This window comes from Bacteroides sp. 1_1_14 (genome assembly GCF_000162515.1).
In the GTDB taxonomy this organism is placed as follows: domain Bacteria; phylum Bacteroidota; class Bacteroidia; order Bacteroidales; family Bacteroidaceae; genus Bacteroides; species Bacteroides thetaiotaomicron.
In genome coordinates this window covers 122,827-139,835 of record NZ_GG774707.1, presented here as the reverse complement: position 1 = coordinate 139,835, position 17,009 = coordinate 122,827, and the positions used below count along the sequence as shown (strand labels likewise).

The window sequence follows — 17,009 nt, the reverse complement described above, 5'->3', positions numbered from 1 at the left end:
GCAACCTCCACCCAGTAGCCTTTCAGGTTCCCGCCGGTAAACGTAGCGCAGCGCATCAGGTCATGCGCCCGGAAGGTATTCGCCTGCTCGAAGGTGATTTTATAAAAGCCGTCCTCCAAAACGGCGGTCTTTATCTTGCCATTGGCCGCGGACACACAGAGCTGGCCGCCCACGCTGCGAACCTTCTCGATAAGCAGTTCCAGCACCACCATGACCTGGCGCACCGTCAGCTTGTCGATGGTAAGGTGCGAAAGGGCGTCCTCCATCCACAACTGCCAGCCCTCACCCAAAAGGCCGTCCACGAACTTGGGGCTGCGAAGAAGCTCACGCACGACAAGGGTCAGCAGTTCGGCGTTGCCCTTGCCGTCGATGTGGCCGTTCTCCTCCGGACCGATGCCGACGCCCTCCTCGAAGGTGATTTTCTTTTTCGCACGGTCGGCCTTCTTCTTGCTGATGAACTCCGCCTGGCTTCTTCTGGCCGAGAAAAGGTTGTTGTCGGTGGGAAGCGTGTTATCCCAGCTCCTTATGATGTCAGGAAGGTTCGCGCCGGCCGTTCTGGTATAATTCCTCACCTCCTCGATACTCCCCTTCAGGCTTTCCATCACGCCGGTGGAAAGCGCGTCACCGATTTCGAGGTCCATCTGTGAGGGGAGCGCCACCTTCCGCGTGATTTTCGTGATACGGCTCAAGCGGTAGCCCGTTTCCGGGAAATACTCCGTGCTTTCCAACCGGACGCGGCGGCCCGGGTAAAGGTCTATTCCGTTACGCTCGACATACACGTGGTCCGTCGGGCCCTTGTACACGGAAACGTCGACGGCGTTCTCCGCGTTGTACCTGTTCACCGCCGTCAGGTATTCCTCCTCGGTAAGCGCATAGTATTCGTCAGGCATGCAGATATTCCAGAGGATATACCTGTCACCCGCTTTCGGGACAAGGCGGTCACCAGGAAGCTGCGTGTCGTCGTCATACGGCCAGATGGTGATGATCTCGAACTCGCGGGTGTCACTGTCGAAGTTCACCTCGAAATAGTAGGTGCCGTCCTCTTCCTCGCCAAGACCGGCAAGTTCACCACCTTCCTGGAAGGAGACACGTTTCACCTTGCCGGCAAGTTCGTAAGCGTTGGGATCGAAGTTCAGCGTGTCATCCCGGAAATACCAGATCACGAAAGGGTTGCCGTTCTCATCCGTCACCTGCGCGCTGCGTACAGAGGTCACGGTACCCACGCGACGGGGATAAATATCCGCGAAGGCGTCCTTCTCGTAGTGGTGGTGGATGCCGTACTTGTCCGTGTCCACATCCACGTATTTGGCACCGTCGGGAAGCTGGAGGCGGCTGTGGCCGTATTTTTCCGGGTCGATGTTCCGGGAACTGCCGATCGGAAACAGGCGGGTGTAGAACTTCGCGCCGTCGGCCCTGTCGCGGGAAAGTTCCGTCAGCCCTTTGCCGTAGGACAGGGTAACCTCCTCACCGTGTTCGCAACGGCATAGGTTCACAGTCTGGCCTTCCACCCACCACTCGGCGCCCGGCACCTTGCCGGCGAGTTCCTTCAGCGCGTCGGGGCAGTACTTCCCCTCGTAGTCGATAACCACGTTCTCGGTGCCTTCCACGCGGCCCACCTTCCAGTCGGTGACACCACCCATTCCGTCATTGATGGACTTCACGATCAGGGCCATGTGTTCCCGGGGCGGGGCGGTCAGCGTGAACACCGGTTCCGGGTCGCCGTCCACCACGTTCAGGACGAGGAAACGTCTCATCAGGCTCTCGATGCCGTAGAACTTCACGTCGTATTTCCACTCCTGCGTGCTGCGTTCATCCGGAAGGTAACGCTCCTGGAGCCAGTAGCGCTCGCTCTCGAAATCCACGTAGTCGTTCACCTCAAGCGCCACATATTCGTACAGGGTAAAGGAGAGTGTCAGGATATTGTCCGACTGGATCGCCTTCACCTGCGTCGAGCTGTCGTCCGGGGAAAGGACCGCCTTCGCCTGCCTGTTACTGTCATATACCGTTAAAAGCATGTTCGAATGGTGTTTGAACGTTGTTTAAATGATTGGTTCGGGTTCGCGGAATTTCACCTTGAAGCGGCCGGCCTGCACGCCTTCCTTCCAGAGGTAGGTCAGCGGGGTGAAGCCGGGGCAATCCAGGTAATGTACGCGAAGCGTCAGCTCCAGCTGCGGGAAATACAGCGAGAGCCACCCCTTGTCGCCGGTTTTCAGGAAGGAGATGAAGGACATGTATTTCTTCAGCCACTCCCCTTTACCCGGGGCATACAGGGCAAAGGCCAGCGTGATGTCGCGCGCCTCGTTGGCCACTGTCAGGATGTCGGAATATTTCTCCCCGTTCTCCTCGCGTATGTCCACGGCGGTGTGCGCTTTCGTCTTGCTCGCGGCAAGGATGGCCTTCAGGTTGTCACGCCCGCCGCGCTTCTCTTCGGTCAGGAATACGCCGTACTCCGTCCAGATATCGGTGCCGTTGATAAGGAACAGCCCGCCCATGATTGGTTCCATGCTCATGATGATTTCATTCTTAGTCCGTCACGTATGATTCGTTTTATATCTTCCTTTATCTCGCCGAGGAAACCGGCGCTTTTACCGGTATTCTCAGCGATCTTTGCCAGGTGTCCCTCGGCGCTGGCCATGCGGCCCGCCACGTCCTCGGTCTTCTCGTCAATGCTTACCCAGTGGTTCAGGCCCGAAGTGAACATGCCCTCCAGCTTCGTGCCCTGGTCCTGCGACATGGCCGAGAAGCCGCCGGCGCGGCCGGTCTGTGACGTGCCTTTGCCCTCCTCCGTGATGCCGGCAGTGTCAAACATCTCCTCCTTCTTGGCACGGGCACGCTCGAAAATGTCCGAGTACCGGGTGCGCAACGTGTCGGCTTCCTCTTTCGACAGGATACCGTCGCTCATGAACTCGGCGAACGTCTCCTGCCATTTCTTCAGCTCGTCCGAATAGGTGCCGTTCACGATGGACTTCAGGATGGCGTTCTCCATGAACTCGTCCACACTCGCGATCACGTCTTTCGAGTCCGTCTCGAAATCCTTCAGCAGATCCTTCATGCCGCTACGGATACCGTCGAAAGAGGTGTCCGTGATGGCTTCCTGCCATTGCCTCTGGAGTTCCAGCAGCGTGTTCGCGTCAGAGACGTACTCGTCAAGCCACTGGCTCTGGTCGTACTTGCCCGAATGGAGTTTCTCCCAGATGTCGGGAAGTTCCTGGAGCCGCGCCAGTTCCTCGGGGGAAAGGCTCCAGAGGGAAGCGGTATCCCGCACCGATTTGCCCAGGTAGGCGGAAACCGTGTCCCAGTCACCGCTACCCATGGCCTTACCGATGTAGTAGTTGTTCGAGTGATGTGAACTGTGGTATCCCATCTTTGCCGCGAGCATCTGGCGGTCGTTCTCGATTTTCTGCTGCTGTTTCTCGTAGGCGCTCCGGTAGTACTCGGTGGAACGTGCGCCGCCGGAGCTGGCCATCTCGTCGGTCAGCTTCTCGATGGCGGTGGTCAGATACTTGTTCGATTCGGTCAGCCGCTCCACCAACGCGTTCACCTCCCTGGCATTGCCGTGCGAGGAGAACAGGCCGAAGGTCACCGTGTCCAGGATGTCCCTCACCCCGTAGAAAAGCGAGCTGCCGATCTGCGTGAACAGTTCACCGGAAAGGATGTTCTCCAGGATACCGTTCACCGCACCGAGCACGGAATCAAGAATACCGCTTACCAGCGTACCGATTCCTTCCTTCAGCACGTCAAGGATGGAAAGCACCGCCGCGATGATCTGCCCGATGATGCCGCCGTTTGAAAACGTCTCGGCAAGGGTACTGCCTACCGTACCCATCACACCGCCCATGTTCTTCGTCGCCTCGCCCAGTTTGCCGAGCCCCTGGGCCACGCCGGCAAGGGAACCGGACTTCAGGCTTTGGAGCCCCTCGGCAAGCCCGGTAAGGGATGAAACGGCGTTCGTGCTGGACGTGCGCAGGTCCTGCGCCGCCTTGTCGTTCGCCTCTGTCAGGGTGGCCACGCTCGCCGAGGCGGCGTCGAAAGCTTCCTGCGCGGTAGCCACCAGTTCTTCCGCTTCCTTCATGGCGGAGGGGTCACCGCTTTCAGCGGCTTTCTTCTGTTTTTCCTGCGCCACCACCAAAGCGTCAGCGGCGGCCTTCTCCCTTTCCTTGGCCTCTGTCAGCTCACGCAGCGTCGTCTGGTAGGCGGAAAGGTCACGGGAAACGTCCTTGAACATGTTCCGGTTAATACCGCCCGCGCTCCGGTCCTCCAGCTTCGCGATCAGCTCGCTGATCACCTGTTTGTCCTCGGCACCGGCATTCCGGTACTCGTCGGAGGCGGCATACTTCCGCAGCTTCACCAGCGTGGGGCGCAGCTGCTCTTCAAGCAGCCCCCCGAAATTGCCGAAAAGGCCGTCCCAGTCGATATCCGCCTTCAGACTGGCAATCTCGGCGGCAGCCGTTTCTTCTTTCTGCTGGCGGCCAAGGCGCAATACCTCATTGTAGTTCCCCTCCTCCTGCGCACGGCGGATCTTCTCCGCGTACTCCTGGGCGATGGCCAGCTTCTTCTGCTGGTACGTACCATATTCCTTCAGGTAGTCGAGCATCGACTGGCGGGCGGCGTCGTTCTCTTCCCTGGTCACCTTTGCCAGGTCGCCGTCACGTGCCGCCGCGGCCTTCTCCCGCGCCTCCTTCAGGGTGGATTCCTGCTCACCGGTCAGTTTACCCTTCTGCGCGTCCTTCCACTTCTTCTCCTGGGCGGCAAGTTCGGCGATCTCCTTGTCATAGTTCAGGCGGATCTGGCGGCGGCGTTTCTCGCCGCTCTCCTTCAGAAGGTCGATTTCCGCCTGGCGGTTCTTCATCTGGAGCTTCAGAAGTTCCGAGGCACGCTGCTCTTCCGACTGTTTCTCCTTTTTGGCGGCATTCGGGTCGGGTTTGGCATGGTCACCCAGGTCGAACTCCTTGCCGATATCCAGATATTCCTCCTGGAGCTTCCGGGCTTCAGCCAGGTAGCCGTCGCGGACTTCCTCGGCCTCACGTACGGCCTTTTCCTTCGCCTTCTCGTTATACTCCGATATCATGGACTGCGCGTCCACCCGTCCGTACGACTCGCTTTGGGCCATGTAAAGCCCCATGCGCGCGAACCAGCCCATCGAGCCGTCCACGTCTTCCGGCTTGCTGGCCTTGATCTCGTTCACCTTCTCGTCAGCCTCGGTGGCCTTGTTCACCAGGCTCTGCACCTTGGCCTGGAGGAAAAGCATTTGGATGTATTTCTCACCCTTTTTCTGAAGGATGTCATACCACTGGGCGATCGTGTCGTAATACCCGAAACTCTCGCCGTACTTGCGGTTCAGTTCCTCCACCTTGGACTTCTCCTCGTCCTTCGTGCCGGTGAACTTCTTCAGGCTCGCCAGCGTGCTCTCGATCTCGAAACGGGTCTTGAGCATCTGTGCGCGGCCGTCACTCTCGATTTTTACCCGTTCTTTCGCTTTTTCCGCCGCTTTTTCCTGCGCGTCACTGTATTTATCCCAAAGGACGATAATTCCCGTTATTACGGCTGAAAGACCCAACGTAAGCGTGGCCATCAGGGCCTGCGCGGCACCGGTGGAAATGCCCAGGGCGACAGCCAGCCGGGTATTGGCGGCTGTCAGCAGGTTCTTCATCTTCACGACCGTCACCAGGCGGAAGGCGGAGTCCTTGTTCAGGGTATTGAACACCTGCTGGAGCCCCATCGTGATGGCCATCACGCTCTGGACGCGGGTCTGTATTTTCGCCAGGTTCTCGTTCTCCGAGGCGAAAAGCGACAGCGCGCCGGTGGCCGTGGTGAACAGACCGGCAAGGCCGCTCACGCCGGACATGAATCCCTGGAGGTTCGCGTCATCGTGCGAGAGGATTTTCGTCTGGGTGTTCAGGTCGGCAAGCGTGTCGGAAAGGTTGGCGGCTTCCGCTGCCATCTTCCGGTACTCCTCGGTGTCCTGTTTCCCTTCCAGACGCATGCGGGCCATGTTGTCCTGGAGCTCACGCAGTTGCATGGAAAGGCGTTTGCTGCTTGCACGCGTCTTCTCCTGTTCAGCCTGGAGCCCGGCAAGGGCGCCCTTTTCCTCTTCAAGCGCTTTCTTCGCGGCGTTCAGTTCATCCAGAGCGGCTACCTTCGCCTTGCCGGGTGCGGCCCCCTGGTAGGCTTTCTCCAGCGACTTGATGTCGCTTTCAATCTGCCCGATGACTTCCTTCTGCTCCCGGATCTTGTCGGTCAGGCTCTTGCTGCCGGCGGCGGCGCGTTCTTCCTCCAGGGAGATACGCTCGTACTCCTTACGGAGGTTCCGGACGCTTTTCTCCGCCTCGCGGTGCTCCTTTTCAAGCCCTTCAAGGGCGGCACGCTCCTCATCCAGGACCTTGCGGCAGGCCGCCACGTCGGCGGCAAGTTCCGCCTGCGCCGGGCCGGGCTTCATGTTCTGGAGCTGCGTTTCCATCCGGTGCAGGTCGGAATTCACCCGGTCGATGACCTTGCGCTGCTCTAAAATACGGGCGTTGATGGCAGCGGCGGCCTTCTCCGATTTCTCGGCAAGGATATCGACGGCAAGGCCGGCCTTGTCAAGGCCCCCCGTCAGGTTGTCCTTCATCAGGAATTCGATTTCTACGGGCTTCATCGTTTACAGTTCTAAATTGCTTTGGTAAAAATTCACTATGTCGCCGGCTTCACGGGCGGCGGCTTCCGGATCAATCCCACCGCCACCACTTTGCGGAACCTTGGAGTCAGCTGCTGACCGGCGGACGTAACGCGGGGCGTCGGACAGCATCAGGATGAGCGTCTGGTAGTTCACCTTCTCCAGGATGTACTCCACCGTCCAGCCGGTGGCGCTCGCGATGTTCCAGATAAAACCGAAGGGGCTATGGGAACCTTCAAACTCGGTCCTTAACTCCCCTTCCTTCTTTGGCTCATTCTCAACTTCATCGGGTTCGCCCGATCGATCGAGCTGATAATACTCGTAAAAGACTCGCTCCCCATCAGGCTGATGAACTTCTCCAGGGCGCCCAGCAGGAAACGGTGCTCCACGGCCTCACGCAGGAACCATGCCACGGGGCGGACAAGAAGCCGCCGGCTCACCGGGCCGCGGCAGAGGGTATGGGCCACCATGCGGGAAACCTTGACGCCGTTCCGTGCCAGGAACTCCAGCCGCTCACGCCCGGCAAAGGCGGAAACCTCCTCGGGGGAGACACCCATCGAGAGGTACAGCCTCACGATGCATATCTGCCCGGCAAGGCGCGGGCGGCGCATGGTCACGCGCCACCGCACGGGGCGTTTCATGAAAGGCAGGCGCCATTCCTTCAGGGGAAGGGAGACACCCAGGTCAAGCAATGCCTCGGATGCCTCCCTCTGCACCTCTCTCGCTTCACGCTCGTCCATGCGTTAGCCCTCCACTGCCGCGGTGTCATTGATTTCGTAAGGGGAAGAGCCGTCCTCCGGCTTGTTCACCTTCAGCTGGCATTCCAGCTTGGAAACCTCCGTCAGCGTCAGCTTCCCGCCGAGGTTCGCAAGGATCGTACCGTTCGGGATGGACATCGTCTGCCCGGATACGAACTTGATGGTCCACGGACCCGAAAGGTTCACCAGTTCGGTCGGGGCCTTCCAGCCGGTCGGGGCATCCGCCGGACCTACAAGCGTGCCGCCCAAAACGGCCTTGATATTCTTATAGTCCAGCTGGATAAGGTTGAACGTGGGCGATACCTGCCCGTTCTTCTGGAGCAATGTCAGGACGGGGGCGTCGGGAACCTGCTCGGCCTCGACATCGACACTCTCGGGCTTCGTGCCGCCCCAGTCCCAGCTGCCCTTCTCGATCCAGCCGATAGTCATGGCACCGAACGTAACGACGGCGATGCCATAAATGAAATTCTTGTTATTTTTCATACAGTCGTCTCTTTATTAAAACGGTTAATACTATGCCGGATGCCATACCGGCGATAAAGGCAATGAGGGAGATTTTAACGGGGTTAAAACGTTGTTTGAACTCCGTTTTGACCTCTGTTATGTCCTGTTCGGTTTCGCTACGAATACGCACAAGTTCCTGCTTATAGAACTCAACTGTTTGCAGCAGGCTGTCTTCCCGGACCTGCCTTCGAAAAACTTCTTCTTCATAGAATAGGCAGCGCCGCATGAGCGAATCGCAATGCCCGGTGACTGCCAGGGAATCCCCCTGCCTGCGGATATCGACCGAGGCACGCCCGTCCCGGTGCCGGTAACCGGCACCCTCGGGAAGGTCAAGGAGGTTCTGAAAGGGAATCGTCAAAGTCGCCTCCTGTGCCGGAACCGGTTCCTGCATCAGGGTCGAACTCCGGCGGTCCGCCAAAAGATCCTGCATTTTGCGCACCGCTGTTACTGCCACGTCCGCGGACACGGCGGCGCTGTCTGTCATTCTCTCCGCCCGCACCGTGCCCTGTCTCTGAAGGTTCCGGCTCTCTTTGGACGTGCCGCATCCTGCCAGCAGGAACACGGCGAGCAATAATAGGATTACGGGGGTCCACCCCCGGATTCTGTCTTTCATCATTTACCGATTGTTTACTTATTACTTTTCTTAACCGCTCGACCTCTTTCGTCAGGCACGACAGCTTCAGGATCATCTCCTCCTGGTTCGCTTTCAGGTCGGCATTCTCGCGCCGGAGCTGCACGTTCTCCTCCAGAATCTTGCGGTTCTCCTCACTCAGCAGGTTGATGGACGCCTGAAGCTGGGACAGCATGTCGTTGTCACGCTTGCGCCGGCCGAACAGCCAGGTGAAGATGCTTCCGACAAAACCGCCGGGGAGGGCGAACATTAAAAAATTTATCAGGGTGTCCATCTTCTTGCCGTTTATTATTGTCTGATACCTATTGAAACAAGCCACTTACGCACGTCAAAACTGGGGCAGGCTTTGGCCGCCAGTTCGTTATGCCCCACGATACGCACATCAGGAAAACGGCGGTGGAAGTCTTTCACGTACTTCTCAAGCGCACGCTTCTGGCACGCCGTACGCGTGTCCTTCGGGGTCTTGCCGTCTTTGGCTACACCGCCGGCATACACGATATGACGGCTGACGGAATTATAGCCGGCCACGCCGTTGGTGATTTCCCAAGGGTCCACGTTCGCGTCCTCGTTGTTGTCCACCAGGCGTTCCACGCCGCCATTCAGATGGAACAAGTCAGTATACCCGACCTGTTTCCAGCCGCGGCCACCCTTGGATACCGGGTTCGTGTGCCAGGCGCGAATCTCTGCGCCACTGACTTCACGCCCTTCAGGCGTAGCCGTGCAATGAATGACCAGATACTTCAGCCTGCCCATCACGCACCGCCTTCCTCGTCATCAGCGGCCACCTGGGACAACGCTATTTCAACCTTCTTTTCCGGATCAGCGTCCAGGCTTACCACAAGCGTACCGGATACTGCTTTGCCGCTACTGTTCACCTCGGCGGTAATTTTCAGCCCGTCATCGGTACCGACCGCCGTAAAACCGGCAGGGACGGATGTCACACTATAATCACCGGATGCAGTGACTGTCACATACTTGCTCTCACCTGCGGCCTTGAACGAAAGGGCGGAAGGGTCGGCTGAAATGGTACGTTCCACCGCCTTGAACACCGGGTCGGTACGGGTGTCAAGCACCACAAACTCCTCACCGAAGGCGATTTCCGTGTCGGCCTTCATAAGCAGCTTGAAGAAGTACAGCTCGCTGGAGTTCATCCACTTGTCAATCTGGATCACCTCCTCGTCGTCCTGGAGATTCACACCAGCGAAAAGGTTGCCGTCGGCGCTCATCGAGCAGAGCGTGGCCACGATAAGGTCATCAGGCCAGGAGTTCAGCGTCTCGATGGTGATACCCTTGTAACGCTTCTTGTTGATGTCCGTCTCGCTCGTATTCTTGTACTCGCGTTCGGTCAGTTCGTCATCGTACTTGTCAAAGTCATCGATGCTCATCAGGATACGCAGGTTCGGGTTCTCGCGCAGGGCTTTCGGAATGGCCTTGCGGACAGCCTTCAACTTGCCGATCATGGAAGTATCGGCAGGAGCCGGGACCACTATCACGTCCGAGTCCTTGGCAGCCTGTGTCAGGATACCGTTAAAAAGGTGGTCGTCATCACTCCCGAACTCGCCGTTGATGTAATGCCAGCCCAACTCGAATTTCACACTCTTGCTGAGTTCATCAAGCAGCGTGTTCTGGGCTTCGGGAGGAAGTTCGGCAAACACAAGGTTGCCTTTCGGCTGCCACTTGCGCCAGATATGCTCGAAAGCGCGGGGGTTGAAAGTGGTGAACGCCATGAAATCCTCCGGATCCAGGGACTTCTCCGAGTAATTGAAGTTACCCTTCGAATCCTCCAGGCCCGGGTTCTCCTTGCGTTTCTGGAGCATCTTGCCGGTCTTGATACGCGGCAGGCTGATTTTCTTCTCGACGCCGGGGATCACCATGATCAGGCCTTTTTCCACAAGGTCGTTCCCGGTACAGGCGAGTACCAGGATCTTCTCCAGTACCTCACCGTTGTAGTTGGTGTTTCTTACTACTATTGCCATAGCAAATATTTTTATTAATGTTTCAACTTGTCCTTAATCTCGGTCATGCGCTTGTTCCAGGGACTTTCATTTGTCGGGTTCACACGCAGGTCGGTCATGACTTTACGTTTCGGGGAGAGTTTCTCCAGCGCCTTTTCCCCGTTTTCGCGGTCCTTGGACAAAAGGTTCTCATAGATGGGGCGGGTGGTGGCGTCGATACGCCCGTCATTCTCCGCGTCATCAAGCAGTTTCTTACGGGCGGCGGCTTCATCCGCATCCGCCTTGTCCCGGAACTCCTTCAACTCACCCTTCAGGCGGGTGACTTCGGCATCAAGGCCCGGAACTTTCCCGGCTTCCGTTTCCAGAAGCCCGACTTCACGGAGAAAATCGTCATCTGTCACGCAGTTCTTGAACCGCGGACGTTTCTTCAGTTCGTCTAAATTCATGTTACTCTTGTTTTGTGGCTTGTGCAGCCGGTTATTGAATATTTGGAATACCTGTTCAGGGGTACTGTCCTCCGGAAGGGGGTCGGCATCATAGATACCGTCAATAAGACCAAGCGCCAGCGCTTCATCGGCACGCAGCCAGTGGTCTTTGCCGTCAAAATACAACGAGCGGATTTCCTCTTTGTCCTTTCCCATGCGGGCGGCATACATCTCGCAAAGGGTGTCCTCCAGCGATTCGATCTCGCGGATGCACCCCCGCATCTCCTCCTTGTTGCCGTAACAGCCTCCCTGGACACTGTGAAGCATCAGACGGGCATAACGGCTCATCTGTACCGGTTTGCCGCAAAGGGCGATGACGGAGGCCATGCTGGCGGCGATGCCGTCCACGTAAATGGTGATGTCAGCCTTGCTGTTTTTCAGGGCGTTGAAAATGGCGATGCCCGCATACACCTCGCCGCCGTTGCTGTTGATACGAACGTCAATCCTGCCGGACAAGGCCTCGGCCTCCAGAAGCTCGCGGGCGATATCCCCGCTGCGCACATTGCCGTCATAATCACCGATGTCACCGTAAAGGAGGATACAACAGGCGTCTTCCCCGGGTATGATGTTGAAAAACTTTTTCATGCTTATATAGTCTTTTAGGCGGGTGTTCCCCGCGAAGTTCACGGTGCGAAATTAGGGGGATTAAAGCCGTTTTTCAAACCGCATATTCATCACACTCAGTTTAAAACGCTGTCATGAAGTTTTAAAGTGTCATCATGCGGCACGCGTTTTTTTCCGCCCCTTTTCCTTATCAATTTTGCACGTAAAAAAGGAGGAAATATGACCGAACTAAGCATGCAGCAAAAAAGGGAATGGGCGAAGACGCTCTACCTGAAAGAGAACCTCACGCAGCAGGAGATAGCCGAACGCGTGGGGGTGTCACGCATCACGGTGAACAACTGGATAGGCAAGAACGGATGGGAGATGCTCAAGACATCCATCACCATCACACGCGAGGAGCAACTGAAAAGCCTGTACCGCCAGCTGGCCGAGCTCAACAACGCCATCATGGCCAGACCGGCGGGGGAACGCTTCCCGAACACAGCCGAAGCCGACACCATATCCAAACTGTCGAACGCCATCAAGAAGATGGAGACGGAAGTCGGGCTCTCGGACATCATATCCGTATTCTCCGACCTGCTTAAATGGCTGCGCGCGTCCGACCCCACGCAGGCGAAAGAAGTGACGCCGCTGCTTGACGCGTTCGTAAAATCAAAAGTCTCATAACCATGGCAAAGAAAAGACTTACACCGCAGGACCGCACGGCACTTGTCGAATGGGAGGAACTGATCGCATCCATACGCGAGAATTCGGACATCAACCCCTCGGACACGGAAGCGGAAATACGCGCACGCAGGGAAAGGCTCGAAAAGGATGACGAGGAGTGGTTCCGGTATTACTTCGCCATGTACTATTCATGCGAGGCGGCGGACTTCCACAAGAAAGCCACCAGAAGGTTGACAAGGAACAACCGGTGGTACGAGGTACGCGCATGGTCGCGGGAGCTGGCGAAGTCCGCACGGTCCATGATGGAAATCTCAAAACTGGCAATTACAGGAAAAGTACGCAACGTACTGCTGATCTCCAACTCGCAGGACAACGCCCAAAGGCTCCTGCTTCCTTTCATGGCCAACTTCGAGGAAAACCAAAGAATCATCCAGGATTACGGGATGCAGAAGAAACCCGGATATTGGGAAACGGGGGAATTCACCATCATGGCGGGATGTTCTTTCCGGGCCATCGGGGCCGGACAGTCACCGCGCGGTACCCGTAACAAGAACTTCCGGCCGGACTTCATCCTGGTGGACGATATCGATACCGACGAGGAATGCCGGAACCCGGAACGTATCAAGACAAAATGGAAATGGCTGGAGGAAGCCCTGATACCGACCATGTCCGTATCGGGAAACTACCGCATACTCTTCAACGGGAACATCATCGCAGCGGACTGCTGCATAAAAAGGGCCATTGAAAAGGCCACGGAACTGAAGGAAAAGGGCATCGGGCACGTGGACATCATCAACATACGCGACAGGAACGGAGTCTCTGTGTGGCCGCAGAAAAACTCGGAAGAGGATATAGACCTCTTCCTCTCGCTGGTCAGCGCGGCGGCACGACAGAAGGAGTTCTTCAACAACCCGGTAGCCGAGGGAGAGATATTCAAGGACATCATCTACGGGAAAGTGCCGGCGCTCTCGAAGTTCAAGTTCCTGGTCATCTACGGCGACCCCGCGCCCGGCGAGAACAAGACGAAGAAGAGCTCCACGAAGGCGGTGTTCCTGCTCGGCAAACTGGCCGGAAAGCTCTACGTCATCAAGGGGTTCCTCGGAAGGGAGACAAACGCCACGTTTATCGAATGGTACATCAGACTGCTGGAATTCGTGAACGGGAAAACGAACGTGTACTGCTACATGGAGAACAACAAGTTGCAGGACCCTTTTTTCCAGCAGGTGTTCCAGCCCATCATCAGGCGCATACGCCGGCAAAGGAAGATATCCCTCTACATCCAGGGGGACGAGGAGAAGAAAACGGACAAGGCCACACGTATCGAGACAAACCTGGAACCCCTCAACAGCGAAGGGAACCTCATCTTCAACGAGGCGGAAAAGGACAACCCGCACATGAAGCTGCTCACCGACCAGTTCAGCCTCTTCAACCTCATGCTGACGTATCCGGCGGACGGACCCGACTGCGTGGAGGGAGGAAACCGCATCATAGACCGCAAGGCGCACCAGGCCGAAAAACCGGCCGTCATCTCCACAAGGAAGATGCGGGCGCACAACAAGTACAGACTGTAAACTTTAATACTTTACCCACATGAGCAAATTTATAGAACTTACAGATTACGACGCGAGCATCCACCGCGAGATACTGGACGCGCTGACAAGGGAGGACAATGCCGTCGTGGAGATATGCGAGGACCGGGCCGTCGAAGAGATGCGGTGCTACCTCTCCAAGCGCTATGACTGTGACAGGATATTCACCCGGACCGGAGACGAACGGAGCCAGCTCGTGCTGATGATGGCCATAGACATCGCAGTGTACCATATTTTCAGCATCCACAACCCGAGGAACCTTTCACCCCTGCGCAAGGAACGCTACGAAAGGGCCGTCGAATGGCTCAGGGCGGTAGCGGCCGAAGAGATATCCGCGGACGGGCTGCCCCTGCTTCCCGAAGAGACAAGGGCGGCAAAATCAAATTTCCTTATCAAAAGCAATCGTAAACGTGTAAACCACTGGTAACATGAGCAAAAGACAGAAAAGGGCCGGAAAGATAACCAAAAGCGGAAACCTGCCGAGGCCCGGGCAGAAAGGACCCGCAACCATCATACTGACACAACCCAAACGCTTCGGCATAGACATAGCGGATTATATGCTGGCCATACGGGCCTTCGAGAACGTGGATTACTCCAGAAGGTTCAGATTATACGACCTGTATGAGGACATTCTCATGGACACGCACCTGACAAGTGTCATCGAGAAACGGAAAAACGCCGTGCTCTCCTCCGTCATCGAGTTCAGACGTAACGGAAAGCCGGACAAGGCGGTAAACGAACAGATACGCTCCCCGTGGTTCCGGCGCCTCATAGGCGACATCCTGGACGCGAAATTCTGGGGGTTCACGCTCGTACAGTTCTACCGCAAAGGGGAATGGGTAAACTATGACCGGATACCGCGCAAGCATGTGGATCCGGTGCGCAGGCTCATACTGCGCCACCAGACGGACACCACAGGAACATCCTGGGACGAATACCCCGACCTGCTGTTCATCGGGGAACCGGAAGAGCTCGGGATGCTCGCAAAGGCGGCCGTATGGGTGATATACAAGCGGAACGACGTGGCGGACTGGGCACAGTTCGCGGAAGTGTTCGGCGCACCCATCCGGGAATACACATACCCCACGGATGACGACGAGGCACGGCAGAGGGCGCTGGCGGACGCGGAAAGTACCGGAAGCATGTCGGTATTCGTGCACGCCCAGGAAACAATGATGGAACTCAGGGAAGCGGCGAACAAGACCGGAAGCTCCGACCTGTATGACAAGCTCTGCGAACGGTGCAACAGCGAGATATCGAAACTGTTCCTCGGGAACACGCTCACCACCGAGGCATCGGACAAGGGAACACAGGCACTCGGAACCGTCCACAAGGACGTGGAGGAGAAGGTCACGCTGGCGGACCGGCAGGACATCCTGGACGTGCTCAACTACAACATGACCGACATATTCGCCATGCTCGGGATAGACACCACCGGCGGCGAGTTCTGCTACCCGGAAAAGAAAGTCATCGAACCGGAGAAGAAGATGAGCATCCTCACCCAGCTGCGTACGAACTTCGGCCTGCCGGTGGGAGACGATTATCTGTACGAGGAATTCGGGATCGAGAAGCCGACAGACTACAACGAACTGAAAAAACGGCAGGAAGCCGGAGCGGCCGAAATACAGAAGGCGAAAGAGAAAGCGGCAACCACCGGGGAACGGGAGGATGAAGAGGAGGAGATACCGGAAACCGGCAAAGAAGCTCCCAAAGAGAAGAAAAACGCCCTTAAAAACGCGTATAACTGGCTGAAACGTTTTTTCGCGAAAGCCCCGGGGAAAGACGGGGCAGCTTTAGAATGGTGATGAACGACCTCTACCGGTTGGAAAACAAGCAGGTGGAAAACGTGTTTTCTTTTGATGAGGAGGTACTGGGGAAAGCCCTGAAGAACATATACAGCAAGGATTTCCATCCCATGACCGACATCGAGGAGAACCTGTTCGAGGCCACGTGGAAAACAATGAACAAAGCCACCGACAAGGGGTTCGGAGTACGAAAGCCCGATGATCCGGATTATGACTTCTACCGCGAAATACGGACGAACAACGCCGTATTTGCCGCGTTCAAGGTACATCGGGCACAAAACGACATGGCGGCACTACTGCTGGACGAAAACGGCAATTTAAGGCCGTTTGAACAGTGGCTGAAACTCGCCATGCCCATAGCGGACCACCAGATGGTAGACTGGCTGCGTACCGAATACGACACGGCAGTCATACGGGCGCATCAGGCGGCCGACTGGAGACAGTTCGAGCGGGAGAAGGATATCCTGCCGAACCTCAAATGGATGCCCTCGACATCCGTACACCCGGGAGCGGACCACCGCGTGTTCTGGGGAACCATACGCCCCGTCGATGATCCGTTCTGGAACGTGCACAGGCCGGGGGACCGGTGGAACTGCAAGTGCACGCTCTCGTCAACGGATGAAGCGCCGACAGCGGTACCGGACGAGAACGGGCGAAACAAGGCACATGACGGTCTGGAAAACAATCCGGGAAAAGATGGCAAATTGTTTTCAGACAAACATCCCTACATTACTGAAGCGCACCCGGGAGCCAGAAAAGCCGTGGACGCACTAACCAGGCGCATCAACGAGATGATAGCCGAAATGCCGGACAACCTGACGCTGGAGGAAAAAACCGACATCGCCCACAACAACCTCAGGATAGAAAAGGCCCTCGGTATCACCAAAGGCAAACCGATGACATACGAACAGGCGAACAAGGGAAAGGAAAATCCGAAATTCGGGAAAGAGGAAGGATACCGCGTAAATTGCCAGACCTGCACCGTGACACACATGCTCAGAAGGTTAGGGTTCGACACCGAGGCAAAACCCAACATCCGGCAAAGCGCATACAACGAAATGGCAAAACAAGGCATCACATGGGAAGAACGTTTCCTGAACCGGGACGGAACAAAGCCGGATTATGACTATACCTATAAATGGCAGGTCAGAAAGGGATATCAAGTAATGAATGCGAACCGGCTGAAGGAATACTTCAGGGAAAAATTCAGCGAGGACGGAATATATGAGATATATTGTGCCTGGAAAGGCGGTTCCGCACACGTGTTCTGTGCGGAGGTGTCCGAAGGGAAAATAAGGTTCTTCGACCCGCAAACCGGAAAGGATGATGCAAGCAATTACATACAGAGCATGAAAGCCAACCGCGTGGGAGTGATAAGAATAGACAACAAACTGGTAAAT

At 56.6% G+C, this 17,009-nt stretch carries 15 protein-coding genes and 1 pseudogene; 5 read left to right on the top strand and 11 right to left on the bottom strand.

Annotated elements, in window-relative coordinates; all coding sequences use genetic code 11:
• The 11 genes and pseudogenes from HMPREF9007_RS09570 to HMPREF9007_RS09620 form a co-directional block, all read right to left on the bottom strand.
• Window positions 1-2,015 (bottom strand): annotated as a pseudogene (locus HMPREF9007_RS09570) (hypothetical protein); the annotation flags it as partial.
• A 24-nt stretch (window positions 2,016-2,039) separates the two neighbouring features.
• Window positions 2,040-2,504 (bottom strand): hypothetical protein, encoded by a 465-nt coding sequence (locus tag HMPREF9007_RS09575; RefSeq protein WP_008762188.1) that lies wholly within the window; start codon window positions 2,502-2,504, stop codon window positions 2,040-2,042.
• 2 nt (window positions 2,505-2,506) lie between these two features.
• A complete protein-coding gene (locus tag HMPREF9007_RS09580; protein ID WP_032850520.1) occupies window positions 2,507-6,634 on the bottom strand; it encodes a hypothetical protein in 4,128 nt (1,375 codons plus the stop codon).
• 3 nt (window positions 6,635-6,637) lie between these two features.
• Window positions 6,638-6,862 carry a hypothetical protein gene (locus tag HMPREF9007_RS09585; RefSeq protein WP_032850519.1) on the bottom strand — a complete coding sequence of 75 codons (225 nt, stop codon included), beginning with the start codon at window positions 6,860-6,862 and terminating at the stop codon, window positions 6,638-6,640.
• Between the two features lie 38 nt (window positions 6,863-6,900).
• Window positions 6,901-7,392 (bottom strand): hypothetical protein, encoded by a 492-nt coding sequence (locus HMPREF9007_RS09590; protein WP_008762185.1) that lies wholly within the window; start codon window positions 7,390-7,392, stop codon window positions 6,901-6,903.
• A 3-nt stretch (window positions 7,393-7,395) separates the two neighbouring features.
• Window positions 7,396-7,893: a hypothetical protein gene (locus tag HMPREF9007_RS09595; RefSeq protein WP_008762184.1), complete on the bottom strand. Its 498-nt coding sequence runs from the start codon at window positions 7,891-7,893 to the stop codon at window positions 7,396-7,398.
• Window positions 7,883-8,272: a hypothetical protein gene (locus HMPREF9007_RS09600; RefSeq protein ID WP_128567862.1), complete on the bottom strand. Its 390-nt coding sequence runs from the start codon at window positions 8,270-8,272 to the stop codon at window positions 7,883-7,885. The genes HMPREF9007_RS09595 and HMPREF9007_RS09600 overlap by 11 nt, the downstream gene beginning before the upstream one ends.
• Window positions 8,244-8,720: a hypothetical protein gene (locus HMPREF9007_RS09605; protein WP_229030887.1), complete on the bottom strand. Its 477-nt coding sequence runs from the start codon at window positions 8,718-8,720 to the stop codon at window positions 8,244-8,246. Before HMPREF9007_RS09605 ends, HMPREF9007_RS09600 begins: the two co-directional genes overlap by 29 nt.
• Before the next feature lie 113 nt (window positions 8,721-8,833).
• Window positions 8,834-9,298, bottom strand: a complete 465-nt coding sequence (locus HMPREF9007_RS09610; RefSeq protein ID WP_008762181.1) for an N-acetylmuramoyl-L-alanine amidase — start codon at window positions 9,296-9,298, stop codon at window positions 8,834-8,836.
• Window positions 9,298-10,521 (bottom strand): BACON domain-containing protein, encoded by a 1,224-nt coding sequence (locus tag HMPREF9007_RS09615; RefSeq protein ID WP_008762180.1) that lies wholly within the window; start codon window positions 10,519-10,521, stop codon window positions 9,298-9,300. Before HMPREF9007_RS09615 ends, HMPREF9007_RS09610 begins: the two co-directional genes overlap by 1 nt.
• Window positions 10,522-10,535: 14 nt before the next feature.
• Window positions 10,536-11,570 carry a head maturation protease, ClpP-related gene (locus tag HMPREF9007_RS09620; protein ID WP_032850557.1) on the bottom strand — a complete coding sequence of 345 codons (1,035 nt, stop codon included), beginning with the start codon at window positions 11,568-11,570 and terminating at the stop codon, window positions 10,536-10,538.
• Between the two features lie 198 nt (window positions 11,571-11,768).
• Here HMPREF9007_RS09620 and HMPREF9007_RS09625 point away from each other — a divergent pair, with 198 nt between their 5' ends.
• The 5 genes from HMPREF9007_RS09625 to HMPREF9007_RS09645 all read left to right on the top strand — a co-directional run.
• Window positions 11,769-12,215 (top strand): helix-turn-helix domain-containing protein, encoded by a 447-nt coding sequence (locus tag HMPREF9007_RS09625; protein WP_008762178.1) that lies wholly within the window; start codon window positions 11,769-11,771, stop codon window positions 12,213-12,215.
• 2 nt (window positions 12,216-12,217) lie between these two features.
• Window positions 12,218-13,786, top strand: coding sequence for a hypothetical protein (locus HMPREF9007_RS09630; RefSeq protein WP_008762177.1), 1,569 nt, complete (start codon window positions 12,218-12,220; stop codon window positions 13,784-13,786).
• 19 nt (window positions 13,787-13,805) lie between these two features.
• A complete protein-coding gene (locus HMPREF9007_RS09635) occupies window positions 13,806-14,231 on the top strand; it encodes a phage protein Gp36 family protein (protein ID WP_008762176.1) in 426 nt (141 codons plus the stop codon).
• Window position 14,232: 1 nt separating this feature from the next.
• Window positions 14,233-15,609 carry a DUF935 family protein gene (locus HMPREF9007_RS09640; RefSeq protein WP_008762175.1) on the top strand — a complete coding sequence of 459 codons (1,377 nt, stop codon included), beginning with the start codon at window positions 14,233-14,235 and terminating at the stop codon, window positions 15,607-15,609.
• On the top strand, window positions 15,603-17,009 hold a 1,407-nt coding region (locus HMPREF9007_RS09645; protein WP_008762174.1), incomplete at its 3' end, for a toxin glutamine deamidase domain-containing protein. The genes HMPREF9007_RS09640 and HMPREF9007_RS09645, both read left to right, overlap by 7 nt.

Bases quoted from the DNA above. Each gene is read 5' to 3' on its own strand.
- HMPREF9007_RS09575 (WP_008762188.1), bottom strand. From the start codon at position 2,504: ATGGAACCAATCATGGGCGGGCTGTTCCTTATCAACGGCACCGATATC.
- HMPREF9007_RS09580 (WP_032850520.1), bottom strand. From the start codon at position 6,634: ATGAAGCCCGTAGAAATCGAATTCCTGATGAAGGACAACCTGACGGGG.
- HMPREF9007_RS09590 (WP_008762185.1), bottom strand. From the start codon at position 7,392: ATGGACGAGCGTGAAGCGAGAGAGGTGCAGAGGGAGGCATCCGAGGCA.
- HMPREF9007_RS09595 (WP_008762184.1), bottom strand. From the start codon at position 7,893: ATGAAAAATAACAAGAATTTCATTTATGGCATCGCCGTCGTTACGTTC.
- HMPREF9007_RS09605 (WP_229030887.1), bottom strand. From the start codon at position 8,720: ATGCTGTCCCAGCTTCAGGCGTCCATCAACCTGCTGAGTGAGGAGAAC.
- HMPREF9007_RS09610 (WP_008762181.1), bottom strand. From the start codon at position 9,298: ATGGGCAGGCTGAAGTATCTGGTCATTCATTGCACGGCTACGCCTGAA.
- HMPREF9007_RS09615 (WP_008762180.1), bottom strand. From the start codon at position 10,521: ATGGCAATAGTAGTAAGAAACACCAACTACAACGGTGAGGTACTGGAG.
- HMPREF9007_RS09620 (WP_032850557.1), bottom strand. From the start codon at position 11,570: ATGAAAAAGTTTTTCAACATCATACCCGGGGAAGACGCCTGTTGTATC.
- HMPREF9007_RS09625 (WP_008762178.1), top strand. From the start codon at position 11,769: ATGACCGAACTAAGCATGCAGCAAAAAAGGGAATGGGCGAAGACGCTC.
- HMPREF9007_RS09630 (WP_008762177.1), top strand. From the start codon at position 12,218: ATGGCAAAGAAAAGACTTACACCGCAGGACCGCACGGCACTTGTCGAA.
- HMPREF9007_RS09635 (WP_008762176.1), top strand. From the start codon at position 13,806: ATGAGCAAATTTATAGAACTTACAGATTACGACGCGAGCATCCACCGC.
- HMPREF9007_RS09640 (WP_008762175.1), top strand. From the start codon at position 14,233: ATGAGCAAAAGACAGAAAAGGGCCGGAAAGATAACCAAAAGCGGAAAC.